The organism is Rhizobium sp. PEPV16 (genome assembly GCF_008919455.1).
GTDB classification, from domain to species: Bacteria; Pseudomonadota; Alphaproteobacteria; order Rhizobiales; family Rhizobiaceae; genus Rhizobium; species Rhizobium leguminosarum_Q.
Map to the genome: position 1 here is coordinate 407,365 of NZ_VSZV01000356.1, position 26,123 is coordinate 433,487.

The window sequence follows — 26,123 nt, forward strand, 5'->3', positions numbered from 1 at the left end:
CAAGGGTTATAAAACCTCAACTAATCTTGAGGTCAAGAGGCATGGATACAATTCCGGCAGCGCCGCTCGGCAAGCTCCTGACGGTCGGCGAAGTGGCGGAGCGCAGCGGCCTGGCCGTCTCGGCGCTGCATTTTTACGAGACCAAGGGGCTGATCTCGAGCATCCGCTCTCGCGGCAATCAGCGGCGCTATGGGCGCGATGTGCTTCGCCGGCTCGGCATCATCAAGGTGGCGCAGCGTGTCGGCATTCCACTTTCGGAAATCCAGGCGGCGTTCGAGTCCCTGCCGCAGGGACGCACGCCGACCGTGGCCGACTGGCAGACGCTGTCGGCGCTGTGGAAGGATGATCTCGACGCGCGAATCAGGCGGCTTAGCCTGCTGCGCGACCGTCTGACCGGCTGCATCGGCTGTGGCTGCCTGTCGATCGAAAGCTGTCCGTTGCGCAATCCCTGCGACCGGCTCGGCAAGGAAGGGCCGGGCGCGCGGCTTCTGGAGACCGAAAGCTAGTCTTCCCGAAGGGCTACGTCTTTCCGGAAAGATCGATGCGCGCCTTTCTTTCGGTCGGCGCGCTCATATGTTAAGGGCGATTGACGCAACCGGCGGCACTGTCCGCAAGGAGGACGGCTTCGTGTTCCATCCCAGACTGTTCGAAAATCGTAATGTCGTGGTGACCGGTGCCGGCCGCGGCATCGGCCTTGAAGTGGCCCGGCAGTTCCTGGACTGCGGCGCGAAGGTGATCGTCCATACCGGGCGCAAGCCGGGACGCGACCTGCCGGATTTCCTGCTGACGGCTGAAGCCGAAAGACGGGCGCTGCTGCTTAATGCCGATTTCTCCGCAGTCGGTGGCGCCGCGCAATTTGCCGAGGATGTTCTCGCCTTCTTCGATAAGGTCGATGTGCTGGTCAACAATGCCGGCACCATGCTTGGTCGTTTTCCCGCTGCCACGCTCACCGATGTAGAATATGAGGCGGTCGTGCGGCTCAACCAGACATCGGTGGTGGCGCTGACGCGGGCGCTGCTGCCGGCATTGAAGGCGGCTGGTGGTGCTGCCATCGTCAACACCGTTTCGATTTCGGCGCTGACCGGCGGCAGCCCCGGTTCCTCTATCTATTCGGCTTCGAAAGCCTTCGTTGCGACCTATTCCAAGGCGCTTGCCCGTGAGCTTGCACCGGACGGAATCCGCGTCAATTGCGTATCGCCGGGAACGATCGAGACGGATTTCCATGAGCGCTATTCCTCCCGCGAAAAGCTGGAGCAGACGAGAAAATCCATCCCCCTGCAGCGGCTCGGCACGGCGGAGGATTGTGCTCCGGCCTACCTATTCCTGGCGGCTCCCTCGCTCTCGGGCTACATCACCGGACAGGTGATTGAGATCAATGGAGGTCAGCTTATCTGCTGATTTGTTTGGACCTTTTTTGACATTTCATCACTTTTGACCAATTCGCTTGTGCGAATATGCTATTGTGCTGATCTACCCCATTGCCTCCCTTCCGAGATACCGAATGCCGTTGCCCAAACCCGAGCCGGGGATGTCCGGCCAGGAATTGCACAAACTCGCTGGAAAAGCCCATGAAGCGAGCGATCTGCTGAAAGCGTTAGCGCACCAGACCCGACTTCTGATCCTCTGCATATTGGCGAACGAGGAGCGGACGGTGGGTGAGATCGAAAATATCCTCGGCATCCAGCAGGCAATGGTCTCGCAGCAGCTGGCGCGGTTAAGGCTAGAAGGGCTGGTCCATACGCGCCGCCAGGGCAGGCTGGTCTATTACAGCATCGGCAATGTCAGCGTGCTTGCCTTCCTCGAATCGCTGTTCGATCTTTTACCGGCTGCAGAAACAGTTAGAGCATGATGCCGAAAAGTGTGCGCGGTTTTCGGACGACATCATGCTCTATTTCTTTGATTTAGATCAGGATTCAGATTTTAGGCCGATCGGGCCTAAAATCATCCTGATCTAGAGATCGCCCTTGCGGCGCACGGCTGCTGCGTCAAAGATGAACTGACCCGGATGATATCATGCCGGATCGGGAGACCGGATGATCGACAAGCTGGAATTCTTCATCGCCCTTGCCAACGAAAAACATTTTGGCCGCGCCGCGGAGGAGTGCGGGATCTCGCAGCCGACGCTTTCGGCGGCCATCCGGCAGCTCGAGGATCAGCTCGGCGTCATGCTGGTGCAGCGCGGTTCGCGGTTCCAGGGACTGACGCCGGAGGGGCAGCGGGTGCTCGAATGGGCCCGGCGCATCGTCGGCGATGCCCGCACCATGCGCGAGGAGATGCGCGCTGCGCGCCGCGGCCTTTCCGGCCACATCCGCCTCGCCGCCATTCCGACCGCGCTTGCCATGCTGTCGCGCATCACCACGCCCTTTCAGGAGCGGCATCCCGGCGTGACTTTCTCGATCGTCTCGCGAAATTCGTTGCAGGTGCTGAGCATGCTCGAAAACCTCGAAATCGATGCCGGCATCACCTATCTCGAAAACGAGCCGCTCGGCCGCGTCACGACCGTTCCCCTCTATGCCGAGCGCTATAATCTGATCACGGCTGCCGGCAGCCCGCTATCCGATCGCGACAACGTGACCTGGCGGGAGATCGGTGACCTTCGGCTTTGTCTATTGACTGCCGACATGCAGAACCGCCGGATCATCAATCGCCACTTGACGGAAGCAGGCGCCACAGCGCATCCGACGCTCGAATCCAACTCGATGATCGTGCTGTTCTCGCATGTCAGGACTGGACGCTGGGCGAGCATCATGCCGCGCAACGTCGCCAAATCCTTCGGATTTCCGGTGGAAATCCGCATGATCCCGATCGTTGAGCCGGAGGCGCATCATCTGGTCGGCCTTGTTGCGCCTTATCGCGAGCCCTTCACGCCGCTTGTCTCGGCTTTGCTGCATGAAGCAAGAGTGCTCGTGCAAGATGAAGAACTTTGATAGAAAAAACCTATCAAGCAACGAGATAGCTTTATTGATCGCCGGCTGCTTCCCTGAGATGGTGGTTACGGAATAGCACTCGGCTGGGGAGGCCCGCTATTTCGCAACGAGCAAGCGGCTGGGAGGGCTGCCTTATGACCATTCATATCGCCGAAGGCGATATTGCAGCACGCACCCGAGCCATCGTCGCCGATCTTCGCTTTCTCGAAGGGCCGCTGCTTCCCATTCTGCACGAGGTTCAGCAAGAATTCGGCTATGTGCCGCAGGAAGCGATGCCTGTTATCGCGGAGGAATTGAACCTCTCCCGCGCCGAGGTGCATGGCGTGGTGACCTTCTATCACGATTATCGCGACCATCCCGCCGGCCGGCATGTGCTGAAGCTCTGTCGCGCCGAGGCCTGTCAGTCGATGGGCGGCGATGCGCTGGCCGAACGTGTCAAGGCGCTGCTCGGCATCGATTTTCATCAGACGACGCTCGATGGCGGCGTGACGCTGGAGCCGGTCTATTGTCTCGGGCTCTGCGCCTGTGCGCCGGCGGCGATGCTCGACCGCGAGGTTTATGGCCGGGTCGACGATCAGACGGTGGTGGAACTCGTCGCGGAGGCACGCCGATGACGGTCAGGATATATGTTCCGCGCGATGCCGCAGCGCTGGCGCTCGGGGCCGAAAAGGTGGCAAAGGCGATTGCCCAGGAGATCGCCGCCCGCGGCTTCGATGCCGAGATCGTGCGCAACGGCTCGCGCGGAATGTTCTGGCTGGAGCCGCTGGTCGAGGTCGAGGTCCACGGCAAGCGCATCGGCTATGGACCGGTGAAGGCGACAGATGTGCCTGATCTGTTCGACGCCGGGATGATTGATGGAGGCGAGCATCGGCTCTGTCTCGGGGAGGTTGAAGACCTCCCGTTCCTCAAGGAACAGACCCGCCTGACCTTCGCCCGCTGCGGCGTCACCGATCCGCTTTCGCTTGGCGATTACGAGGCGCATGGCGGTCTTGCCGGCCTTCGTCGCGCCATTTCGATGACACCAGTCGATATCGTCAAGGAAATCACCGATTCCGGCCTGCGCGGACGCGGCGGCGCCGGCTTTCCAACAGGCATCAAGTGGAAGACCGTTCTCGATGCCGCCGGCGAACGCAAATATATCGTCTGCAATGCCGATGAGGGCGACAGCGGCACCTTTGCCGACCGGATGATCATGGAAGGCGATCCCTTCGTGCTGATCGAGGGCATGGCGATATCAGGGCTCGCGACCGGGGCGACCAAGGGCTTCGTCTATACGCGTTCGGAATATCCGCATGCGATCGCTGTCATGACCGAGGCCGTCGGCATCGCGCGCCAGGCCGGCATTCTCGGACCATCGGTGCTCGGCTCTGGCCGCGCCTTCGATATCGAAGTGCGCACCGGCGCCGGCGCCTATGTCTGCGGCGAGGAGACGGCGCTGCTCAACAGTCTCGAGGGCAAGCGCGGCATCGTGCGTGCCAAGCCGCCGCTGCCGGCGCATAAGGGGCTGTTTAACTGTCCGACCGTCATCAACAACGTGATCTCGCTGGCTTCGGTGCCGGTCATCATGGAAAAGGGTGCGGCCTTCTACCGCGATTTCGGCATGGGCCGCTCACGCGGCACCATCCCGCTGCAGATTGCCGGCAATGTCAGATATGGCGGCCTCTTTGAGACGGCCTTCGGTCTTTCGCTCGGAGATATCGTCGACAGGATCGGTGGCGGTACAGTGACGGGACGGCCGGTCAAGGCCGTGCAGGTCGGCGGACCGCTCGGCGCCTATTTCCCGCGGGCGCTGTTCGACACGCCATTCGATTACGAATCCTTCGCCGCCAAAGACGGACTGATCGGCCATGCCGGCATCGTCGTCTTCGACGACACGGCCGATATGCTGAAGCAGGCGCGTTTCGCCATGGAATTCTGCGCCGTCGAAAGCTGCGGCAAGTGCACGCCCTGCCGCATCGGCTCGACGCGCGGCGTGGAGACGGCCGACAAGATCGCTCACGGTATCGAGCCGGAGAAGAACCGGGCCCTGCTTGCCGATCTCTGCAACACGATGAAGTTCGGCTCGCTCTGTGCGCTGGGTGGGTTCACGCCCTATCCTGTGATGAGCGCCATGACGCATTTCCCGGAGGATTTTTCGCCGGCACCTCTGGTGGAGGCGGCGGAATGACGCGTTTTTCATGGAACGCCTGCGCTGATCTCACCATCTCAAGCAAGGAGACCCATCATGTCTCTCATCCATGAAATCGACTACGGCACCCCCGCTTCGAAATCCGAGGCCATAGTGACGCTCACCATCGACGGACAGCAGATCAGCGTGCCGGAGGGCACCTCGATCATGCGCGCCTCGATGGAGGCCGGTATCAAGGTGCCGAAGCTCTGCGCCACAGATATGGTCGATGCTTTCGGCTCCTGCCGGCTCTGCCTCGTCGAGATCGAGGGCCGCAACGGCACGCCGTCCTCCTGCACGACACCGGTGGCGGCAAACATGGTGGTGCACACGCAGACGGGGCGATTGAAGGATATCCGCCGCGGCGTGATGGAACTCTATATTTCCGACCATCCGCTCGACTGTCTCACCTGCGCAGCCAACGGCGATTGCGAATTGCAGGACATGGCGGGCGCCGTCGGCCTGCGCGATGTGCGCTACGGCTATGAGGGCGACAATCACGTCAAGGCGCGCAGTAATGGCGACATCAATCTGAAATGGATGCCGAAGGACGAGTCCAATCCCTATTTCACCTATGATCCCTCCAAGTGCATCGTCTGTTCGCGTTGCGTGCGCGCCTGCGAGGAAGTGCAGGGAACCTTCGCGCTTACGATCGAGGGCCGTGGTTTCGGCTCGCGCGTTTCGCCCGGCATGCACGAGCATTTCATCGATTCCGAATGCGTCTCCTGCGGCGCCTGCGTCCAGGCCTGCCCGACGGCGACACTGACGGAGAAGTCGGTGATCCAGATCGGCCAGCCCGAGCATTCGGCTGTCACCACCTGCGCCTATTGCGGCGTCGGCTGTTCTTTCAAGGCGGAGATGCGCGGCGAGGAACTGGTGCGCATGGTGCCCTGGAAGGACGGCCAGGCCAATCGCGGCCATTCCTGCGTCAAGGGCCGCTTCGCGTATGGCTACTCCACCCACAAGGACCGCATCCTCAATCCGATGATCCGGGAAAAGGTCAGCGATCCCTGGCGGGAAGTGAGCTGGGACGAAGCCTTCACGCATGTGGCGCTGGAGTTCCGCCGCATCCAGTATCAATACGGTCGCGAGGCGATTGGCGGCATCACCTCGTCGCGCTGCACCAATGAGGAAACCTATCTGGTGCAGAAGCTGATCCGCGCCGGCTTCGGCAACAACAATGTCGATACCTGCGCCCGCGTCTGCCATTCGCCGACCGGCTACGGCCTCGGCCAGACCTTCGGCACGTCGGCGGGCACGCAGGATTTCGACAGCGTCGAGCATTCCGACGTCGTCATCGTCATCGGCGCCAATCCGACCGACGGGCATCCGGTGTTCGGCTCGCGGCTGAAGAAGCGGCTGCGCCAGGGCGCCAAGCTCATCGTCATCGATCCGCGCCGCACCGATATCGTCCGCTCGCCGCATATCGAGGCTTCCTATCACCTGCCGCTGAAGCCCGGCACCAATGTCGCGGTCATGACGGCGCTGGCGCATGTGATCGTCACCGAAGGCCTCTTTGACGAGGCGTTCATCCGCGAGCGCTGCGACTGGTCAGAGTTCGAGGACTGGGCCGCCTTCGTCGCCGAACCGCAGCACAGTCCCGAAGAGACCGAGATCTTCACCGGCGTGCCGGCGGCGGATCTGCGCGGCGCGGCACGGCTCTATGCCAAGGGCGGCAACGGCGCGATCTATTATGGCCTCGGCGTCACCGAACATAGCCAGGGCTCGACCACGGTGATCGCCATCGCCAACCTGGCGATGGCGACCGGCAATATCGGCCGCCCCGGCGTCGGCGTGAATCCGCTGCGCGGCCAGAACAATGTGCAGGGCTCCTGCGACATGGGTTCCTTCCCGCACGAACTGCCGGGCTACCGGCACATTTCCGACGATGCGACGCGCGATATCTTCGAAAAGCTCTGGGGCGTGAAGCTCAACAACGAGCCGGGCTTGCGTATTCCGAACATGCTGGATGCAGCAGTCGACGGCTCCTTCAAAGGCATCTACATCCAGGGTGAAGACATCCTCCAGTCCGATCCCGATACCAAACATGTCGCGGCCGGGCTTGCGGCGATGGAATGCGTCGTCGTGCAGGATCTGTTCCTCAACGAGACCGCCAATTACGCCCATGTCTTCCTGCCGGGCTCGACCTTCCTCGAGAAGGACGGCACCTTCACCAATGCCGAACGACGCATCAATCGCGTGCGCAAGGTGATGTCGCCGCGCAACGGCTATGGCGACTGGGAAGTGACGCAGAAGCTTGCCCAGGCGATGGCGCTCGACTGGAATTACAGCCATCCGTCGGAAATCATGGACGAGATCGCCGCGACGACGCCGAGTTTCGCGATGGTCTCCTACGACTATCTCGATAAAATGGGCTCGGTGCAGTGGCCCTGCAACGAGAAGAACCCGCTCGGCTCGCCGATCATGCATGTCAACGGCTTCGTGCGCGGCAAGGGCAAGTTCATCCGCACCGAATATGTGGCGACTGACGAGCGCACCGGTCCGCGCTTCCCGCTGCTGCTGACAACCGGCCGCATCCTCAGTCAGTACAATGTCGGGGCGCAGACGCGGCGGACCGAGAATGTCGTCTGGCATGCGGAGGACCGGCTGGAAATCCATCCGCACGATGCCGAGCAGCGCGGCGTTCGCGACGGCGACTGGGTGAAGCTCGGCAGCCGCTCCGGCGACACCACGCTCAGGGCGCTGATCACCGATCGCGTCGCGCCGGGTGTCGTCTATACGACCTTCCATCATCCCACGACGCAGGCGAATGTCATCACCACCGATTTCTCCGACTGGGCGACGAACTGCCCGGAATACAAGGTGACGGCGGTGCAGGTCTCGCCCTCCAACGGGCCGAGCGAATGGCAACTCGAGTATGACGAGCAGGCGCGGCAATCGCGCCGCATCGCCGGCAAGCTCGAGGCAGCGGAGTGACGATGCGGGGGCGGCTCTGTAAGCAGGAACGCGCATGATGACCTTCACCGTCACCGCCCATGTCCCCGAAACCGCCCGCCGCAACGGCATCCTGCAGGCCGGTTCGCGCATCGTGCCGGAAGAGGTGCCAATCGCCTTTTCCTATGGTGGCAGTTCTCATGCGGTGATGATGGCAACGCCTGATGATTTCGAAGATTTTGCCGTCGGATTCAGCCTGACCGAAGGGATCATCACCGGGCCGGCGGAGATATCGGACATCGAGGTCATCGAGGGTGAGCAGGGGATCGATGTGCAGGTGAGCCTGGTCGACGACGTCGCCGATCGGCTGCGGGCACGACGCCGCAGCATGGCGGGACCGGTCGGCTGCGGGCTCTGCGGCATCGAATCGATCGAACAGGCGGTACGGCCGGTGCCTGACGTTTCGACATCGCCGTTGGCGCTGTCGCATGCGGATATCGTCCGCGCCGTTTCGCTTCTGAACGAGGCACAGCCGCTGCATCGTGAGACGCGGGCGGTGCATGGCGCCGGGTTCTATCTTCCCGGCAGGGGGCTGATTGCCGTGCGCGAAGATGTCGGCCGGCACAATGCGCTGGACAAGCTCTGCGGCGCCGTCATCGGCGCCAGTGAAAGAGGCGGGGACGGCGCCGTCGTCGTCACCAGTAGGCTTTCCGTCGAGATGGTGCAGAAGGCGGCGATCCTCGGCAGCCCGGTGCTCATCGCCATATCGGCGCCGACGGCTCTCGCCATCCGCACGGCCGAAGAAGCCGGCATGACGCTCGTCGCGCTGGTGCGCGGCGAGGATTTCGAGATCTTCACCCACCCGCACCGCATCTCGCCCGGAAGCATTGCCGATGTCGCATGATACCAAGACCAAGCTCGTCTATATGGCAAACCAGATCGCCACCTTCTTCAAGAGCCAGCCGCAAAGCGAGGCCGCGCAGGGGGTCGCCACCCATATCAATAAATTCTGGGACCCGCGCATGCGGCGGCAATTGTTCGAAATTCTGGAGAATGAGGAGAATGGCCTGGATGCACTCGTGCTTCAGGCCGTTCCTCTGATCAGAAAACCGGAGCCGGTGACACACCAGGTCCCATAGCCAGCATTGGGCCCATGCGGGAGGGGAGGCAGGAGCAAGCTGCCTGCGTATGCCGGTCACAATAAGTCTGAATCAAGCCAGGTCTGAATCAAGGAGGAGTTGTTCATGACAGCAGCGGGAACACGTACAGACGGGGCGTTGGCGGGGGGCGGCCTGCTCGATCGTGAAAGGATCGTCGCAAGGCCGGGGTTCAATCGGTGGCTGGTGCCGCCGGCAGCGCTCGCCATTCATCTCTGCATCGGCATGGCCTATGGTTTCAGCGTCTTCTGGCTACCGCTTTCCAAGTCGCTCGGGATCACGGCCTCGACGGCTTGCCCCGACCTGACACTCGCCTCGGCGCTGTTCACCACGACTTGCGACTGGCGCGTTGCCGACCTCGGCTGGATCTATACGCTGTTCTTCGTTTTGCTTGGCTCGTCGGCTGCCATCTGGGGCGGCTGGCTCGAGCGGGCCGGTCCGCGCAAGGCGGGCGTCGTTTCCGCCTGCTGCTGGTGCGGCGGCATCATTCTTGCTGCGATCGGCGTCATCACGCATCAGCTCTGGATGATGTGGCTTGGCGCCGGCGTCATCGGCGGCATCGGTCTCGGCCTCGGTTACATCTCGCCGGTCTCGACGCTGATCAAATGGTTTCCCGACCGGCGCGGAATGGCGACCGGCATGGCGATCATGGGCTTCGGCGGCGGTGCGATGATCGGCGCCCCATTGGCCAACCTGTTGATGAATACCTTCAAGACCGACAGTTCAGTCGGCGTCTGGCAGACCTTCATCGTCATGGCGGTGATCTATTTCGTCTTCATGATGGGCGGCGCCTTCGGCTATCGCATTCCGCCGGGCGGCTGGCGTCCCGAGGGTTGGACGCCGCCTGCAGCCAAGAGCACGATGATCACCACCAAACATGTGCACCTGCGCAATGCCCACAGGACAAAACAGTTCTGGCTGATCTGGGCGGTGCTTTGCCTCAATGTTTCGGCCGGTATCGGCGTTCTCGGCATGGCCTCGCCGATGCTGCAGGAGATCTTCGCCGGCTCGCTGATCGGCCTGCCGGATGTCGGCTTCGCCCAGCTCGACGCCGGGCAGAAGGCATCGATCGCCACGATCGCCGCCGGTTTCGCCGGTTTGCTGTCGCTCTTCAATATCGGCGGGCGGTTCTTCTGGGCGTCGCTCTCCGACAAGATCGGCCGTAAGAATACCTATTATTGCTTCTTCGTCCTTGGCATCGTGCTCTATGCGCTGGCGCCCACTTTCGCAGGCATGGGCAACAAGGCGCTGTTCGTTCTCTCCTTCGGCATCATCCTGTCGATGTACGGCGGCGGCTTTGCGACGATCCCGGCCTATCTTGCCGATATTTTCGGTACGCAGTTCGTCGGCGCCATCCACGGCCGGCTGCTGACGGCCTGGGCAACGGCCGGCATCGTCGGCCCCGTCGTCGTCAACTATATCCGCGAAGCGCAGATCGCCGCCGGCGTTGCGCCCGGGCCAACCCTCTATACCGGCACCATGTATATCCTCGCCGGAATGCTGGCGCTCGGGCTCATCGCCAATGCGCTGATCAAGCCGCTTTCGGACAAATGGTTCATGTCGGATGACGAGGTCGCTGCGCTGCAGGCGAAGTCGGCAGCTGTCAATGCCGGGCCGACCGGTTCCTTCGGCATCGGCACAGGCGGGCTGGACGCCAAGGCGATGCTTGCCTGGGCCGTCGTCGGCATTCCGTTGCTGTGGGGTGTCTGGGTGACGCTGAGGGCGACTTTCGCGCTGTTCGGATAAGCAAAAGTGCCGCCTCGCGGCGGCACAACCAATCCAGTGAGGCTGCCGTTTTCCTGCAGCCTGCTGCTTGTTCCGCAATAAAAAGCCGCCCGTTACCGGGCGGTTTTCGAATATCCGAATTGTGCAAATGTCCAGATTATATTGGCCGGATCAGGCGGCCAGTTCGTCCGTTTCGTTTTCCTTGAACATCTTGGCAAGGTTCAGGAAGCAGATCATGCCGTTTTCCGAAGCAATGATGCCTTCGCAATAGGCGCGGTCGAAGGAGGCGGTCACCTCGGGCACCGGCTGGACCTGGCTGGAGGAGATGGTGAGAATATCCGAGACGCGGTCGACGAGCATGCCGATGACCATGCTGTGGACTTCGGCAACGACGATGGCGCTGCGCTCGTTGGCGACCGTGCTCTTCATGCCGAGCTTGAAAGCAAGATCGATGATCGGGATCACCGAGCCGCGCAGGTTCATGACACCGATGACATCGGCCGGCGCATGCGGGATCGGCGTCGATGGTGCCCAGCCGCGGATTTCGCGGATGGTCGTGGTCTTGACGCAGAATTCCTGATCATGCAGGCGGAAGGCAATAATTTCGAGCGTATCGCCGCTGAAGTTAGTCGAATTGATCGTGGCCATTAGAATTCTTCCCAACTATCGTAAGCCAGGGCAGAAGCGGATGCGCCACCATTGGCGCGGACAAGCTTTGCCTTCATACCACGCGATGGCTTTGCGCTCGGCGAAGCATCGTTACGGTTATCGATGACTTTAGCGAAAGAGTGTTGCCCAAATCTAAATTGAAAGACGAGATTGAGAAGGTTTTTAAGCTCGGATGAAGGCGAGACAGTTTTGCTGCCGATCTCTTCGAGCCGATATTTTCGCAGTCAGGATATTCCAGGCTTATTCGGGATCCCAAAGAAGAGTTTCGCCGATTTACTCAGCTTATCGTTTTTTCGATCTGCGAGACCGCCCAATCGACCTGCTCTCTTGATATGATCAGTGGCGGAGCCAGGCGAATCGTGTGGTCGTGGGTGTCCTTGGCGAGAAGACCGCGCTCCTTCAGTGCATGGCAATATTGCCGTGCGCCGCCGGCTTCGGGTTCCAGCTCGATGGCCATCATCAGGCCGCGGCCGCGCACGTCCCTGACGATATTCGAGCGGATCGACCTCAAGCCTTCGAGGAAGTAGTCGCCCATAACAGCGGCGTTCTCGATCATGCCCTCTTCCGTCAGCACCTTGAGTGCGGCGCGCGCCACCGCGCAGGCGAGTGGATTGCCGCCGAAGGTCGAGCCGTGCTGGCCGGGCTGCAGCACGCCCAGCACTTCGGAATTCGAAAGCACGGCCGACACCGGATAGAAACCGCCGGACAGCGCTTTGCCGATCAGCGTCACGTCGGCCTCGATGCCTTCGTGTTCCTCGGCCAGCAGCTTGCCGGTACGGCCGAGGCCGGTCTGGATCTCGTCGAGGATGAGGGTGACGTTGTTTGCCGTGCAAAGCTCACGGATGCGGGTGAAGTAGCCCGCCGGCGGGATGATGACGCCGGCTTCCCCCTGGATCGGCTCAATCAGGGCGGCCACGGTATTGCCGTTGATTGCGGCGGCGAAAGCCTCGGCATCGCCGAAGGGAATGGTGCGGAAACCTGACGTGTAGGGGCCGAAGCCGGCGCGGGCCTCGGGATCTGTGGAGAAACTGATGATGCTCAGCGTCCGGCCGTGGAAATTATCGGCGCAGACGATGATCTCCGCCTTGCCCTCCGGCACGCCCTTGACCTCGTATCCCCATTTACGCACCGCCTTGATGGCGGTCTCCACCGCTTCGGCGCCGGAATTCATCGGCAGGATCTTGTGCGATCCGGTGAGAGCCGCGAGCTCTTCGTAGAGATAGGCGAGCTGATCGTTGCGGAAGGCGCGGGAGGTGAGCGTCAGCCTGCCCGCCTGCTCGACCATGGCGGCGAGGATCTTCGGATGACAATGGCCCTGGTTGACGGCGGAATAGGCCGAGAGGCAATCGAGATAACGGTTGCCGTCGGTATCCCAGACATAAACACCTTCGCCACGCGTCAGCACCACGTCGAGCGGTTTGTAGTTATGGGCGCCGAGCCGTTGTTCCGTGGCGATCAGTTTTTCCGAAGTGTTCATGGCCGTTCTCCCTCTAATCTTATTTCAACGCATGTCGTTATCGCAAAACCGCTGCACACTTTTGCTCGACATGCTCTTATGCAGCGCGTGTCGGACGATCGAAGATGCGGCGGCCAAACAGGCTTGCCGTCAGCTCCACCAGGATGCGGGCGCTCTTGCCGCGATCGTCGAGAAACGGATTGAGCTCGACGAGATCGAGCGACGAAACGAGGCCGCTGTCCGAAAGCATTTCCATGACCAGATGCGCCTCGCGAAAGGTCGCACCGCCAGGCACCGTCGTGCCGACGCCGGGGGCAATCTCGGGATCGAGGAAATCGAGGTCGAGGCTGACATGCAGCAGGCCGTTCGCCCTGGTGACGACATCGAGGATCTCACGCATGATGGCGCCGATGCCCTGCTCGTCGATCGCGCGCATGTCGAAGACGTTGACGCCGTGTTCGTGGATTTCCTCGCGCTCGCGCGCATCGACCGAACGGATGCCGACCTGGAAGACATTCTTCGGATCGACGAACGGACGGTCCTTCGGCAGGATGTCGGCGAACTCCGCCTCGCCGCAGAAGAAGGCGACGGGCATGCCGTGAATATTGCCGGAGGGCGACGTCGCCGGAGAATTGAAATCGGCATGGGCATCGAGCCAGAGCACGAAGAGCGGGCGGCCTTTGCTGGCGGCATAACGGGCCATGCCGGAAACGCTGCCCATGGAAAGGCTGTGGTCGCCGCCGAGAATGAGCGGGAAACGGCCGGAGGCGGCCACATCGTGGACGCTGCTTTCGAGCGCGCGGGTGAAGGCGCCGACGATCCTCAGATTATGGGCCTTCGGGTGGTTCGGCAGATCCATCGCCGGCACGATCCTGAGATCGCCGATATCGGCGACGTCATGGCCAAGCTCGATCAGCGTCTGGTCGACGCCGGCAATGCGCAGGGCCGCGGGGCCCATGGCAGCCCCTCTGCGGCCGGAGCCTTCTTCCAGCGGCGCGCCGATGAGGGTGACAGATCGCGATTGCGCATTCATTTTGGAGGGCTCCGTGTTGAGGCCTGTTTCGGCCGATAGTGGGATAAAGGGCTGGCGGCAAAAAGATGGAAAAGTGTCAGAAATGGACTATGATTGCGCAGATTGATAAACCACTTTTGACAAAGTGATCAGTGTGGACGATCTCGACACCGAACTTCTGAGTGCACTTCGCCATAACGCCCGGATTTCCGTCTCCTCGCTTGCAGCGATGACCGGCGCATCGCGGGCAACGGTTGCCACCCGTATCGACCGGCTGGTGGCCAGCGGCACCATCGTCGGCTTCACCATCCGCACTGGCCATGAGACGCGCTCCGCCGGCGTGCGCGCCATCGTCATGATCGAGGTGCTCGGCAAGCTCGCCGACAGGGTGGCCGATCAGTTGAGGGGCCTGCCGCAGGTGCGCGCGCTTCACAGCACCAACGGCAAATGGGATTTCGTCGCCGAACTCGAGGACCGCGACCTTGCCGCCTTCGACGAGACGCTGCGCCGCATCCGGCTGATCAACGGCATCAATTCGACCGAGACCAACATCCTTCTCAAGACCAGCAAAACCGGTTTCTAAGCCGGCTTAAAGCTCGTGCATGCTGTCCTCAAACTGCTGCACAGCTTCGGGAGATGCATCAGTATTCCCGTTCGTAGACAATGCCGGCTTCGCCCTCACCGTTGCCACCGGCCCCCCCGCGCAGCTTGACGCCGCGGCCGACATCGAGGTTGATCACCGCCTTGGCGCCAGCCGAACCGCCCTGCTGCAATTCGAAATAGGTGCGATCGTTGAGATAGCGGCCGACGCTAACGCTCGTCTGGCCCTTGGAATCGGTGCTGACGTCGAAATCGTCGACGCCGAGCTGGTTGCGCAGGCCTTCGAAAAGCGAGGTGGAGCGGTTCCCGGCCAGCTGACTGACGGCGTCGGCGAGCTGGGCGATCTGCACCGGCGAGAGTTTCGACATCGACTGGCCGAAGATCAGCTGCGCCAGCACCTCGTCCTGCGGCAGCTCGGGTGAGGAGGAGAAGGTGATCGCGGGGTCCGTGGCGAGGCCGGCGACGTCAACGGTCAGCGTCGTCGAGCCGGAGGCCGAGGTCGCCTCCATATCGAGCGCCGGCGTCATGTCACCGGCGAAGGTGATCCGGCTCTTGTCGGAGAAATCCAGGCGGCGGTTGAGAATGGTCATGCGGCCGCGGCGCATGGTGAAACCGCCGGTCACGATGGGTGCAGCCGCCGTCCCGCGGATCGTCACCAGGCCGCCAAGCTCGGCATCGATGCCGCGGCCGCGCACGAAGATATGCGAGGGCGCGTCGATTTCGAGATCCAGCGTGATCACCGAGGATTTCTCTCCGGGTTTGCGCTCGCCGTCATCCCGAAGCTGCGCAAGCACTGCGCGCGGCGCATTCTTGTGGCGGATGTCGATTTCTCTCAGCGAGGTGGGCAATTTTTCCGGGACCGTGATCGAGGTCTTGTCCAGCCGAAGCTTGCCGCTCAGCGTCGCATTGGTGATCGGCCCGCGCAGGCCGACCGTGCCATTGACGGTCGAGACGACAAGGGTTCCATCGACGTAGACCGCCTTGTCGAGCTTGATCGAAATGTCGGCGGGAAAGCCGCCGGCCGGCTGGATGCCGATGGTGCCGCTGGCCGAAATCGTACCGCCGCCGCCCAGGTTGCCGGTGAGGCGCGATATCACGGCCTGGCTGCCATTGAAGGTCACGGTCGCCGTCAGATTGTTGACGGCCATATTGCGCCGGACGTCGACGAGCTTTGCGCCATTGGTCGAGACAGTGCCGTTGATGACGGGTGCTGCGGCCGTTCCGCCAATCTGCAGGTTGACGGTGGCGACGCCGTCCGCGACGAGGCCCTGTTGCGCAAGCGGGGCGCCGAGCACGGCGAAAGGAAGATTGCCTGTGAAGCGCATGTCCATGGCGCGATTGCCTGTGATGACGACGCTGCCGCCGCCCTTCAGCGACATGCCGGCGTCACCGGCAAGGCTGGTGTCGACCGTCAGCCTGTTTTCGGCAAGTTTGCCTGATGCGCCGATGCTGAACGGCGAAAGGCCGGCACCTTTTGTCTGGCTCGTCGCTGCGTTCTTCCAGTCGACCTTGAAGTCGACGGAGGGCGCCGACAGCGCGCCGGTGGCCTTTGCGGTTGCCGAGACTGCGCCTTCGGCAGCAAGGCCGGGAACGAAGCCGTTGGCGATGCCGGCCGGAACATTGGTGGCGTTCGCCGTGACGTCGACCGAGCGGATCGAGGTGCCTGCGATCGAAAGATTGCCAGCTGCTTTCAGCGCAATGCCGCCGCTGCCGTTGAGGGCGGCATCGAAATCCAGCCTGTCGCCGGCGTATTTTCCCGTCGCCGCCAGCGCAAGGCGGGACAGGCCGGCAGCCTTGGTATGGCTGGTCGCGGCATCCTTCCAGTCGAGCTTGAAATCGACGATCGGATTTGCCGGGGTTCCCGACGTCACGGCGCTTGCCGAAAGCGTGCCCTCGGCGCCGAGGCCGGGAACGAAGGCATTTGCAATATTTGCCGGCAGCGCCGGAATATCGGCATTGATCGAAAGGTCTCGGATGGCCGTTCCGGCGATCGTCACGCCGCCCGTCGCCTTGGCCAGCACGCCGTCCTTGCCGGCGAGATTGGCGTCGAAATCCACCCTGTCATTGACGAACTTGCCGGAAGCCGCAGCACTCAGGCCAGAAAGGCCGCTGCTCTTGGTCTGGGCGGTCGCGGCGTTCTTCCAGTCGAGCTTGAAATCGACCGCCGGCTTCGGAAGCGCGCCAGAAGCGGATGCCGTCCCCGAGACGGTGCCTTCGGCGGCAAGACCCGGGACGAAGCCGTTAGCGAGGCCTGCCGGAAGGTTGGCGAGATCGGCCTTGACGTCAAGATTGCGGACCGACGTGCCTGAAATCGCGACGTTGCCGGCGGCCTTCAGCGAGAGGCCGTCCTGGCCGGCGAGATTGGCATCGAAATCGAGCCGGTCGTCGGCGAAGCGTCCGGATGCGGCAAGCGCCAGGCCCAAGAGATGAGCGCTTCTGGTCTGGCTGGTCGCAGCATCCGTCCAGTCGAGCTTGAAGTCGGCTTTCGGTGCGGCGGGTGTTCCGGCGGCGGACACAGTGCCGGATATCGTGCCGCCGGCGGCCAGATCGGGAACGAAGGCATTTGCGAGACTTGCTGGAAGCTTGGCGATCTCGGCATCGACCTTGATGCTATCGATTGCCGTACCGGCCAATGCGACATTGCCAATGGCCTTCAGCGAGAGGTCTTTGTCGCCGTTGACTGCCGCGTTGAAATCAAGCTTGTTTTCGGCAAATTTACCCGACGCGGTCACGCTGAGCGCGGTAAGGCCGGCACGTTTCGTGTGGCTCGTCGCAGCATCTTTCCAATTGAGATCGAAATCGGCGGCGGGGGCGGAAAGCGACCCGGCGGCCGAGATCTTTCCGGAGATCGCGCCTTCGGCGGCGAGATCGGCGACGAAGCTGTTTGCAATGTTTGCCGGGATGTTTGCCAGCGCCGCATCGACCTTGACGTTGCCGATTGTCGTGCCCGTGATGGCGACATTGCCGTTTGCTGTCAGCGAGAGGCTGTTGGCGCCGACGATCCCCGTGTCGAAATCGAGCTTGTTATCCGCAAGTTTTCCTGATGCAGTCACGCCGAGCGCGGCAAGGCCGGCACGTTTCGTGTGGCTCGTCGCAGCGTCTTTCCAATTGAGATCGAAATCGGCACGCGGGGCGGAGAGCGATCCGCTGGCCGAGATCGTTCCGGAGACCGCGCCTTCGGCGGCGAGATCGGGTACAAAGCTGTTTGCGATATTTGCCGGAACATTCGCCAGTGCGGCGTCGACCGCGACGTTGCCGAGCGTCGCGCCTGTGATGGCGACATTGCCATTTGCCTTCAGCGAGAGGCTGTTGGCGCCGCCGATCACCGTGTCGAAATCGAGCTTGTTGTCGGCGAATTTGCCGGATGCCTTGAGGCCAAGATCCGCAAGGCCGGCACGCTTCGTCTGGCTCGTCGCAGCGCTTTTCCAATCGAGATCGAAATTGGCGGTGGGATTGGCGAGGGAGCCGGAGGCCGCCAGTTTTCCCGTAATCGTGCCTTCGGCGGCAAGATCGGCAACGAAACCGTTGGCGATGCGGGCAGGCAGATTGAGGATATCGGCGTTGACATCAAGCACCGGTGCCTTCGGGTCGGCGAGTGCGACATTGCCGGCGGCTTTCAGCGACAGGCCGTCAGTGCTGCCGACCGTCGTGTCGAAATCGAGCTTGTTGTCGGCAAATTTGCCGACGGCGGTGATGCCGAGCGGTGCCAGACCCGCCCCCTTCGTCTGGCCCGTCGTCGCATCTTTCCAGTCGAGCTTGAAGTCGGCGACGGGTGCTGCCGGCGTTCCGGTCACGGCAATGGTTCCGGAGATCGTGCCGCCAGCTGACAGGTTTGGCACGAAACCGTTGGCAAGCGCTGCCGGCAGCTCGCGGATGTCTGCATCGATCTTCAGCGTTTCGCCGGCGGAACCGGTGACGGTCACCGAACCGGTGCCGGTCTTCAGGGTCAGTCCGTTCAGGCTGGCGGTACCGCCGCCGATGGCGACCTGCGTCGGTGCGGCAAGCTCGATCGGGATATTGCGGGGGCTTGCCGAGAAGCGATCGAGGTTCAGGTGCATCGTGCCGCTGGCCGCTTCGATATTGCCGGCGGCCAGCACGGGATTGCCGTCATAGGCAGCATCGAGATCGAAATCGGTATGGTCTTGCTGCTTGGTAAAATCGAGCGAAAGGCCGGCGAGCCTGTTCGTTCCGGCACTCACCTCCTCGGCCTTGACCGTGCCGTTTGCCGCAAGGGCTTTGAGATCGCTGACCGTGACATCGATATCCGGCTTGACGATCGCAAGCGTATCACGGCGGATCGAGCCGCCGGTCGCAAGCAGCTTGAGCGCAATCCTGCCGCCATCGCTGCTGACGCCGAGCGACCCTTTGAGATCGCCTTCGGCCTTCTGTCCGCCGAGTGCGGCGAGCAGGCCGATATTGGGGAAATCGAAGGTCAGCGCGCCTGTCGGCTCAAGGGAAGACGAGAATTCCACATTGCCGGTCAGCCGGTTGTCGCCGATATCGGCGGTCAGCGCCGGAATGCTCGTCTTGCCGTCCTGCGAGCGGATGTCGCCGTTAATGCCGATCGGCTGGCCGTCGATCGTGCCGGTGGCGGCGATCCTGCCCTGCGGGGCCTTGGGATCGGCGAGACCCGACAGGTCGATATTGAGGTTGCCGAGTACGCGGTCGGCCATTTCAAGGCTGGGCGCCTTGAGATTGGCCGTGACGGAGATTGCCGGGAGCTCACCTCCCACTCTCAACGCATAACCCGCCCCGCCGCTGGCCCCGGGGATGAGCTTGCCGATGTCAGGCAACCGGCCGGAGAGATCTGCGTTCAAGATCCCGCCGTCGAGTGCGACGTTACCGGCGGCTTCGAGCGTGCCGGACTTCAGGACGAGGTTGGACAGCGCGAATTTCGACGGGATGGTGCCGACCACCTGGCTTTCGAGCGAGATCGGCCCGTCGAACTTGCCTGTTGCCGCAGCCGGCAGGGCTGCCGGGTTGATGGTGAGCTTGAGGTTGCCGGTCAGCGCTTGGTCGGTCAGCCGATAGGAGCCGTTGAGGCTGCCGTTGATATTCGCGCTTTCGACGGTGGTGCCGTTGAAGCCGATGCTGGAGGGCGAGATCTGCAGCGGCGAGGCGATGGTGATCGGGCCCTGGACCGCACGATTGAGGTTCGGCTCGGCAAAGGTCGCGTCGCCGGCAACAAGGCGCAGCTGGACGCTGCCGGAACGCGCGGCGAGATTGAAGGCGTCGCTCTTTGCCGTCAGCTTGACGTTGCCGATATCGGCCTGCGGCAGGGTTGCGGTGTCGAGCGAGCCGCTGACATTCAGTCGGGCGGCCTGCGCATCGCCTGTGAGTGCCAGGTTGAGGCCTGATATAAGGAAGCGCGCTTCGCCTTCGGCGAGCGGCCAGCGGAAATCGACAGGCCCCGACGTGCCGAGCAGATTGGCGTTCAGGCTGTTGTTGCCGGCCGGATCGAGGGTGCCGGAGGCGGCGATCACGACGCTGCCGGTGGCGATATTGCCGGTCTGGATATCGATCTTGCCGTGATCGTCGAAGGTGGTGGCAAGATCGATATTGGTCTGGCCGGCAAAAAGCGGCCGGAATGCCGATGGAAGCAGCGAGCTCAGGTCACCGCCGCCCTTGAGATCGAGGTGGTGCAGCCCGTCTTCCGTAATCTGATGCCGGGCCTCGATTGCGGCGCGCTGCTGCCCGTCGAGGGCAGCCTGCAATTTGCCTTTCCAATCGGATATCGGCCCCTGGCCATCGAGATCGATGTTGACGGCCGGGCTGTCCGGCAGGCCGAGAAAGCCCGCCAGCAGTCCGCCCTTCGGCTCGGACAGCTGTGCCTTCAGCCGCAGCCGGTTTTCGGCTGGCGCAAAAGCGATGTCGGCGGCAAGCCGCGCATCCGGGACCGCGTGACGGCTGACATTGACGATGGCCTCGCCGCCATCGCCGTTCGCCGAAAGGCTGCCTTCGGCGGCGAGCGCAAAGGCGCGGCCGGCAAGCGGTGCGGCAAGTTTGATATCGGGCAGCACGATGCGGTCTACATCGACTTTGATCGGAAGGCTGAATCCGCCGGAATTTTCAGCCTCGGGCCGCGAGGGCAGGGTGCGTACCGGCTTGCGCAGCACGTTGATCGCTTCGATCTCGAAGCGTTTGGCATGGAAGGTTCCGGTCAGCAGCGCAAGCGGATTCCAGTCGATCGCGACGCCATGAATTTCCGCAAAGACGCCCCTGGTGTCGGAGATGGAGATCTCGGCGGCTCGAAGTCCGCCGGTCAAAAGGCCTTGCGGTTCGCGAACCTCGATCGTCATGTCGCGATTGGACAGCGTGGAGGCTATCTTTTCTGTGACGATGCGCGCGCCAAAACTGGTGAAGCCGAAGATCGCCAGTGCCACGACCGCGAGAATCAACGTGGCGCCGACGACATAGCCGGTAAGCCGTACGACCCAGTTGACGATTTTTGTCAGCGTTTGCATCGGCGCGGACACTACCCCGTTTTCATGACGGCTCACAGATCGGAAAACACGAGCGGAATCGGCAATCCTAGAAGGATTGGCCGATGCCGGCGTAGATTCCGTAATCTGTGCCATCTTCGTACTTGTTCAGCGGCATGGCAAAATCAAGCCGCAGCGGGCCGAAAGGCGTTGCATATCGTATTCCGGCGCCGGCGCCGGCGCGGATATCGGAAAAACCCGGAAAGGTGCTGTCCGATACGGTGCCGACGTCGATGAAGGGCACGATGCCGATCGTATCGGTGATCTTGATGCGGGCCTCCAGCGAACCGGTCACATAGGAGCGGCCGCCGGTGGGATCGCCATTGTCGTTATAGGGCGAGATTTCCTGATAGCTGTATCCGCGCACGGAGCCGCCACCACCGGCAAAGAAGCGCTGCGTGGCGGGAATGTCCCCAATGCTGTCGCCGCCGATCAGGACGCCGGCGGCAACCTTGCCGGCAAGCACAACGCCGTCTTCCTGGCCGAACGGCAGATAGCCGGAGATCGAGCCCTCGAATGCCGCATAGGGTGTGGCGTTGAAGATTTCGTAGCCAGGCTTTGCCGAGAGCGTCGCGCGGTAGCCCTCGGTCGGATTGAATTTGTCGTCGCGTGCGTCGCGATCATATTGGATCGGCAGGGTGAAGGTCAGGTAGTCGTTCTCGCCGAAGGCGTCTTCGTCGCGCTCCCAGCTGAGCTCGCCGCTCGCCGAGACGGTGTCCCGGTCGGTCAGTTCGTAGGAAAGGCCGAGCGAGGCGGTGACGAGTGTGGCGTTATAGGCATCCGGATTTTCGGTCTTGGCGACGATGCCGGCCTTCAGGGTGGCGGCGGGGAAGAAGGCGCCGGGCTTGGTGAAGAGTATGCCGGCGGAATAGTCGAGGCTGCCGACGTCCGTCGTTTCGCCAAGCCTGGAGACCGATCCCTCGATCCTCAGCGTTTCGGCTTCGCCGAACAGGTTGCGGTGGCCCCAATAGCCCTGAACGCCGAAGCCGTCGGTGGTGGAATATTGCGCGCCGACACCGAAGTAGCGCCTCTTGCCCTCGGAAACCTCGATCGTCATTGGCAAGGTGCCGTCCGATGCCAATGCATCGCCTTCGTGAATGGTGACGCTCGAAAAGACGCCGAGGGCGCGAAGCCGCTCGCCGGCTTTCTTCAGCGTTTCCGGGGAATAGGCCTCGCCCTTGTTCAGCCGGGAATAACGCTGGATGAAAGCTGGCTTGACGGTCTTCTCGCCGGTGACGCCGACTTCGCCGATCGGAGCGATGGGGCCTCCCTCGGCAGCAAGGACGATATCGACGGTATCGCTTTTGTGATCGGCGACCACCTTGCGTTCGGTCAACTTGGCGAAGGGCCGGCCTTCGCTCTTCAATTGTTCGACGATCTTGTCGCCGGCCTTGATGATGGCGAGCGAGCCGGCCTCAGCGCCCGGGGCGAGATCGTAATCGGCGGGATTATGGTTTGCGGCATCGCCGCCGAACTGGACCTCCCTGACCTTGAAAACGGGGCCGGGAGCAATGGCTACGGTGACGGGGATCGGCCCGGATCGGTCGAATGTCGGGTTGGGCGGCAGGTCGTCGATATTCTTGCCGTCGATGGTGATCGTCACCAGGCCGCCATAACGGGCCTTTTCATACAGAGTGGCGATCAGCCGCTCACGGTCGTCGCGCGCCTTGACGACGATGCCGAGATCGCCGGAAACCGGGAGCTTCTGGTCGCTGACGAGACGGGAACTGTTTTCCAGCGCTTCTTTGAGGTCGGGATCGGCGGTATCGGACTTGAGCTCGACCTGATAGCGCACCGGATCGGGCACCTGCTCGCCTTCATCTTCGTCTTTGCCGAAAATGGTGATGCCGAAAAGCTTGAAGGCGTAAGCGTCGCCGATCAGGACCGGTGAGAACGCAGCTGCCGCTGCGACCACCATCATGGTGCCTGTTCGCCGATACGCAGTACCTGTTTTCGGACCTGTCCCTCTAATCCGCATCCGCCGCTTTTGGTTACGCCTACATTGAAGCTTCGTTGCCCAGCCGTGAACAGCTTAGCGACAAAATCGCGCGGGGTGTACCATTTTAAATTGCCAACGCACTAATTTAGCACAAAAAATCCCGGAACTGTGTCCGGGATTTCCTGAATCTGCCGGTTCCTGAACGTTCTCAGCGCGGGCAGGTATCGATGTAGCGGCGGCCGTAACGGTCGCGATAGTAGCACTGGCCGGGCTGTTCGGCGACGCTGCCGATGAGGGCGCCGGACACGCCGCCGATAGCGGCGCCGACTGCCGCGCCACGGACATTGCCGGTGACTGCGCCGCCGATGACGGCGCCTGATGCGGCGCCGATGCCGGCGCCCTGCTGCGTCGGTGTGCAGCTTGCGATCGACAGGCCGATCAATGCGAGTATGACAGCTTTCTTCATCTTTTCTCTCCGAGGTTGTTGCCCAGCGGGCAAAGGCCGTCCCTTTTATTTTTTGTCAGGCTAGACCGAAAACTATGTCGGAAGAAAGGGTTGTCCACTGCTGTCCTGATTTTTTTCGATACAGGATGTTGTCGCCAGCTGCGCGGTTTCGCGAATTTCCATTATGCTTGCCACATCAATTTCGTTGATCGCGGCTCGCATATTCTTTATCTGGAATCATTCAAAACTCTGCGCCTTTTGCCGCAGTTGATGTTAAAAGCAAAGGGCAAGGGTTGACGCGCGAACGTCCGGTCAGCAAGAACGGTCGCGTGATACTGGAGCATATGATGGATTTCGAAGCGTATTTTAAAAGCGAGCTGGACGGGCTTCACACCGAGGGCCGTTACCGCGTTTTTGCCGATCTCGAACGTCACCGCGGCAATTTTCCGCGCGCGACGCGCCATACGGCCGATGGCGCAAAAGAAGTTACTGTCTGGTGCTCCAACGACTATCTCGGCATGGGCCAGCATCCCAAGGTGATCGAGGCGATGAAGAACGCCATCGACCACTGTGGCGCGGGTGCGGGAGGCACCCGGAATATTTCTGGCACCAACCATCACCACGTCGTGCTCGAACGTGAGCTTGCCGATCTGCACGGCAAGGAAGCGGCCCTGATCTTCACATCAGGCTATGTTTCCAACTGGGCGGCACTCGGCACGCTCGGTGCGAAGATTCCCGGGCTGATCATCTTCTCTGACGCTATGAACCATGCCTCGATGATCGAGGGCATCCGCCACGCCAAGTGCGACAAGGTGATCTGGAAGCACAATGACGTGGCCGATCTCGAAGCCAAGCTCGCTGCCGCCGATCCGAAGGCGCCGAAGCTGATCGCCTTCGAGAGCGTCTATTCGATGGACGGCGATATCGCCCCGATCAGGGAGATCTGCGACCTCGCCGACAAATATGGCGCGATGACCTATCTCGACGAAGTGCATGCCGTCGGCATGTACGGCCCGCGCGGCGGCGGCATTGCCGAACGCGAGGGGCTGATGGACCGTCTGACCGTGATCGAGGGCACGCTCGGCAAGGCCTTCGGCGTCATGGGCGGCTATATCGCCGCGTCGACGGCACTTTGCGATTTCATCCGTTCGTTTGCCTCCGGCTTCATCTTTACCACGGCGCTGCCACCAGCGCTTGCCGCCGGCGCCGTTGCCTCGATCCAGCACCTGAAGGTCAGCCAGTTCGAGCGCGCCCGCCATCAGGATCGTGTCCGCAAGCTGAGAGCACTGCTCGACCAGCGCGGCATTCCGCATATGCCCAATCCGAGCCATATCGTGCCGGTGCTGGTCGGCGATGCGGCCAAGTGCAAGTGGATCTCCGATCTGCTGCTCGACAATTGCGGCGTCTACGTCCAGCCGATCAACTATCCGACAGTGCCGAAGAAGACCGAGCGCCTGCGCATCACGCCGACACCGCTGCATTCCGACGCCGATATCGCCCATCTGGTCGAGGCGCTGCATTCGCTCTGGGCGCGTTGCGCGCTCGCAAGGCACGTCGCCTGATTTTTTGATGGTCGCTCGGTTCGAGCCGTAATTCAGGGCCTCCACTGGAGGCTCTGACAGCGATTGGTCTTGCTCCCGCAAGGCGTTGCAGCAAACCTCCCTTGCCCATCCAAGATCATCCGCTCTTTGGTCTTAACACCGATGACACATCGCAATCGGCCTGACCGATGCGCATTGATCTTTCCCTGTGCTTGCCCCTCCCGCAAACGGCCTTGCCGATCCGAGCCATGGCGTCGCATGAGAAAACCTTTTCTCACTTGACATGAGGATTGGTAAAAGCTTTTCTCAGATCACTTCAGAAGGAGGGACGTTCTGAACATATCGGGAGGAAAAAGAGGCAGGATCACCATCCACGAGGTGGCGGCGGCTGCCGCGGTGAGCATCTCGACGGCGTCGAAAGCCCTCAATGATACCGGCCGGATGGGGTCGGAAACGCGCGAACGGGTGAAACGGATCGCCACCGAAATCGGTTACCGGCCGAATGCGCTGGCGAGAGGTCTTCTCAGCAAGCGCAGCTTCACCATCGGGCTGCTGACGAACGACACTTATGGCCGTTTCACGCTGCCTGTCATGGCGGGCATCTCGGATGCTCTCGTCGATCACGGCGTTTCGGTCTTCCTGTGCGCCATCGAAGACGATCCGGCGCTCGCCCAGATCCATGTCGACGCGATGCTGGACAAACAGGTCGACGGCATCATCGCGACGGGAAAACGCCTGGATCGGCGCCTGCCCGTCGATCTTTCGAATTTGCATGTGCCTGTCGTCTACGCATTCACGGAGGGAACGCAGAACAGTGTCACCTTCCGTTCGGACGACGAACAGGGTGCGCGGCTGGCGGTGGAATGGCTGGTGAAGATCGGACGGCGGCGGATTGCGCACATCACCGGGCCGCAGGACTTCTTCTCGGTGCGGGAACGTGCCGGCGCCTATCACGAGGTGGCCGGTCACCGCGAGCCGGTGCTCTACGGCGTCTGGTCGGAAAGCTGGGGGCATGAGGCGGTCGATCAGCTTTGGAAGAGGTCGGCAGAAAAACCGGATGCACTCTTCTGCGGCAATGACCAGATCGCCCGCGGTGCGGTGGATGCGT

20 protein-coding genes are annotated in these 26,123 nt (G+C 62.0%); 14 read left to right on the forward strand and 6 right to left on the reverse strand.

Annotated features, from left to right (window positions below):
* Positions 1-41 precede the first annotated feature (41 nt).
* The 10 genes from soxR to FY112_RS36435 all read left to right on the forward strand — a co-directional run bounded on the left by soxR (position 42) and on the right by FY112_RS36435 (position 10,892).
* Positions 42-506: a redox-sensitive transcriptional activator SoxR gene (soxR, locus tag FY112_RS36390; protein ID WP_151520488.1), complete on the forward strand. Its 465-nt coding sequence runs from the start codon at positions 42-44 to the stop codon at positions 504-506.
* Positions 507-627: 121 nt separating this feature from the next.
* Complete coding sequence (locus FY112_RS36395) at positions 628-1,398, forward strand: SDR family oxidoreductase (RefSeq protein ID WP_151520508.1); 771 nt, start codon at positions 628-630, stop codon at positions 1,396-1,398.
* A 103-nt stretch (positions 1,399-1,501) separates the two neighbouring features.
* Positions 1,502-1,849: a metalloregulator ArsR/SmtB family transcription factor gene (locus tag FY112_RS36400; protein WP_151520509.1), complete on the forward strand. Its 348-nt coding sequence runs from the start codon at positions 1,502-1,504 to the stop codon at positions 1,847-1,849.
* A gap of 184 nt (positions 1,850-2,033) precedes the next feature.
* Positions 2,034-2,927: a LysR family transcriptional regulator gene (locus FY112_RS36405; RefSeq protein WP_003543441.1), complete on the forward strand. Its 894-nt coding sequence runs from the start codon at positions 2,034-2,036 to the stop codon at positions 2,925-2,927.
* Positions 2,928-3,061: 134 nt separating this feature from the next.
* Positions 3,062-3,541 carry a formate dehydrogenase subunit gamma gene (locus tag FY112_RS36410; protein ID WP_017962350.1) on the forward strand — a complete coding sequence of 160 codons (480 nt, stop codon included), beginning with the start codon at positions 3,062-3,064 and terminating at the stop codon, positions 3,539-3,541.
* The gene (locus tag FY112_RS36415) at positions 3,538-5,094 is read left to right on the forward strand and encodes an NADH-quinone oxidoreductase subunit NuoF (RefSeq protein WP_151520489.1); all 1,557 of its coding nucleotides are present in this window, start codon (positions 3,538-3,540) and stop codon (positions 5,092-5,094) included. The genes FY112_RS36410 and FY112_RS36415 overlap by 4 nt, the downstream gene beginning before the upstream one ends.
* A 57-nt stretch (positions 5,095-5,151) precedes the next feature.
* Positions 5,152-8,031, forward strand: coding sequence for a formate dehydrogenase subunit alpha (gene fdhF, locus FY112_RS36420; protein WP_017962348.1), 2,880 nt, complete (start codon positions 5,152-5,154; stop codon positions 8,029-8,031).
* A gap of 37 nt (positions 8,032-8,068) precedes the next feature.
* Positions 8,069-8,893: a formate dehydrogenase accessory sulfurtransferase FdhD gene (fdhD, locus tag FY112_RS36425; RefSeq protein ID WP_131720033.1), complete on the forward strand. Its 825-nt coding sequence runs from the start codon at positions 8,069-8,071 to the stop codon at positions 8,891-8,893.
* Positions 8,883-9,128: a formate dehydrogenase subunit delta gene (locus FY112_RS36430; RefSeq protein WP_012759231.1), complete on the forward strand. Its 246-nt coding sequence runs from the start codon at positions 8,883-8,885 to the stop codon at positions 9,126-9,128. Before fdhD ends, FY112_RS36430 begins: the two co-directional genes overlap by 11 nt.
* 105 nt (positions 9,129-9,233) lie before the next feature.
* Positions 9,234-10,892: an OFA family MFS transporter gene (locus tag FY112_RS36435; RefSeq protein WP_017962346.1), complete on the forward strand. Its 1,659-nt coding sequence runs from the start codon at positions 9,234-9,236 to the stop codon at positions 10,890-10,892.
* A gap of 150 nt (positions 10,893-11,042) precedes the next feature.
* Here FY112_RS36435 and FY112_RS36440 read toward each other — a convergent pair whose 3' ends face one another.
* From FY112_RS36440 to rocF, 3 genes are all read right to left on the reverse strand, one after another.
* The gene (locus FY112_RS36440; RefSeq protein WP_003543427.1) at positions 11,043-11,519 is read right to left on the reverse strand and encodes a chemotaxis protein CheW; all 477 of its coding nucleotides are present in this window, start codon (positions 11,517-11,519) and stop codon (positions 11,043-11,045) included.
* Positions 11,520-11,817: 298 nt separating this feature from the next.
* Complete coding sequence (gene rocD, locus FY112_RS36450; protein WP_131644483.1) at positions 11,818-13,017, reverse strand: ornithine--oxo-acid transaminase; 1,200 nt, start codon at positions 13,015-13,017, stop codon at positions 11,818-11,820.
* 76 nt (positions 13,018-13,093) lie between these two features.
* A complete protein-coding gene (gene rocF / locus FY112_RS36455; protein ID WP_151520490.1) occupies positions 13,094-14,029 on the reverse strand; it encodes an arginase in 936 nt (311 codons plus the stop codon).
* A 124-nt stretch (positions 14,030-14,153) separates the two neighbouring features.
* On the opposite strand from rocF, the gene FY112_RS36460 reads away from it, so the two are divergent.
* On the forward strand, positions 14,154-14,591 hold the full coding sequence (locus FY112_RS36460) for an Lrp/AsnC family transcriptional regulator (protein WP_011653765.1): 438 nt from the start codon (positions 14,154-14,156) through the stop codon (positions 14,589-14,591).
* A 58-nt stretch (positions 14,592-14,649) separates the two neighbouring features.
* Here FY112_RS36460 and FY112_RS36465 read toward each other — a convergent pair whose 3' ends face one another.
* From FY112_RS36465 to FY112_RS36475, 3 genes are all read right to left on the reverse strand, one after another.
* Positions 14,650-21,072 (reverse strand): translocation/assembly module TamB domain-containing protein, encoded by a 6,423-nt coding sequence (locus tag FY112_RS36465; RefSeq protein ID WP_151520491.1) that lies wholly within the window; start codon positions 21,070-21,072, stop codon positions 14,650-14,652.
* A 67-nt stretch (positions 21,073-21,139) separates the two neighbouring features.
* A complete protein-coding gene (locus FY112_RS36470) occupies positions 21,140-23,068 on the reverse strand; it encodes an autotransporter assembly complex family protein (protein WP_181018329.1) in 1,929 nt (642 codons plus the stop codon).
* Between the two features lie 169 nt (positions 23,069-23,237).
* Positions 23,238-23,495, reverse strand: coding sequence for a YMGG-like glycine zipper-containing protein (locus FY112_RS36475; protein ID WP_003582726.1), 258 nt, complete (start codon positions 23,493-23,495; stop codon positions 23,238-23,240).
* 90 nt (positions 23,496-23,585) lie between these two features.
* Between FY112_RS36475 and FY112_RS36480 the strand changes: the two genes are divergently transcribed.
* From FY112_RS36480 to FY112_RS36490, 3 genes are all read left to right on the forward strand, one after another.
* Positions 23,586-23,771, forward strand: coding sequence for a hypothetical protein (locus tag FY112_RS36480; protein ID WP_017962341.1), 186 nt, complete (start codon positions 23,586-23,588; stop codon positions 23,769-23,771).
* 50 nt (positions 23,772-23,821) lie between these two features.
* Positions 23,822-25,036 carry a 5-aminolevulinate synthase gene (hemA, locus tag FY112_RS36485; RefSeq protein WP_151520511.1) on the forward strand — a complete coding sequence of 405 codons (1,215 nt, stop codon included), beginning with the start codon at positions 23,822-23,824 and terminating at the stop codon, positions 25,034-25,036.
* Between the two features lie 357 nt (positions 25,037-25,393).
* Positions 25,394-26,123, forward strand: a 730-nt coding sequence (locus FY112_RS36490) for a LacI family DNA-binding transcriptional regulator (RefSeq protein ID WP_151520512.1), incomplete at its 3' end; no start/stop codon positions are given.

Excerpts from the sequence above, each read along its gene's own strand:
- rocF (WP_151520490.1), bottom strand. The coding sequence starts at position 14,029 with ATGAATGCGCAATCGCGATCTGTCACCCTCATCGGCGCGCCGCTGGAA.
- FY112_RS36435 (WP_017962346.1), top strand. The coding sequence starts at position 9,234 with ATGACAGCAGCGGGAACACGTACAGACGGGGCGTTGGCGGGGGGCGGC.
- fdhF (WP_017962348.1), top strand. The coding sequence starts at position 5,152 with ATGTCTCTCATCCATGAAATCGACTACGGCACCCCCGCTTCGAAATCC.
- fdhD (WP_131720033.1), top strand. The coding sequence starts at position 8,069 with ATGACCTTCACCGTCACCGCCCATGTCCCCGAAACCGCCCGCCGCAAC.
- FY112_RS36465 (WP_151520491.1), bottom strand. The coding sequence starts at position 21,072 with ATGCAAACGCTGACAAAAATCGTCAACTGGGTCGTACGGCTTACCGGC.
- FY112_RS36470 (WP_181018329.1), bottom strand. The coding sequence starts at position 23,068 with ATGCGGATTAGAGGGACAGGTCCGAAAACAGGTACTGCGTATCGGCGA.
- hemA (WP_151520511.1), top strand. The coding sequence starts at position 23,822 with ATGGATTTCGAAGCGTATTTTAAAAGCGAGCTGGACGGGCTTCACACC.
- FY112_RS36410 (WP_017962350.1), top strand. The coding sequence starts at position 3,062 with ATGACCATTCATATCGCCGAAGGCGATATTGCAGCACGCACCCGAGCC.
- FY112_RS36430 (WP_012759231.1), top strand. The coding sequence starts at position 8,883 with ATGTCGCATGATACCAAGACCAAGCTCGTCTATATGGCAAACCAGATC.
- FY112_RS36415 (WP_151520489.1), top strand. The coding sequence starts at position 3,538 with ATGACGGTCAGGATATATGTTCCGCGCGATGCCGCAGCGCTGGCGCTC.
- FY112_RS36400 (WP_151520509.1), top strand. The coding sequence starts at position 1,502 with ATGCCGTTGCCCAAACCCGAGCCGGGGATGTCCGGCCAGGAATTGCAC.
- FY112_RS36475 (WP_003582726.1), bottom strand. The coding sequence starts at position 23,495 with ATGAAGAAAGCTGTCATACTCGCATTGATCGGCCTGTCGATCGCAAGC.
- FY112_RS36405 (WP_003543441.1), top strand. The coding sequence starts at position 2,034 with ATGATCGACAAGCTGGAATTCTTCATCGCCCTTGCCAACGAAAAACAT.
- soxR (WP_151520488.1), top strand. The coding sequence starts at position 42 with ATGGATACAATTCCGGCAGCGCCGCTCGGCAAGCTCCTGACGGTCGGC.
- rocD (WP_131644483.1), bottom strand. The coding sequence starts at position 13,017 with ATGAACACTTCGGAAAAACTGATCGCCACGGAACAACGGCTCGGCGCC.
- FY112_RS36440 (WP_003543427.1), bottom strand. The coding sequence starts at position 11,519 with ATGGCCACGATCAATTCGACTAACTTCAGCGGCGATACGCTCGAAATT.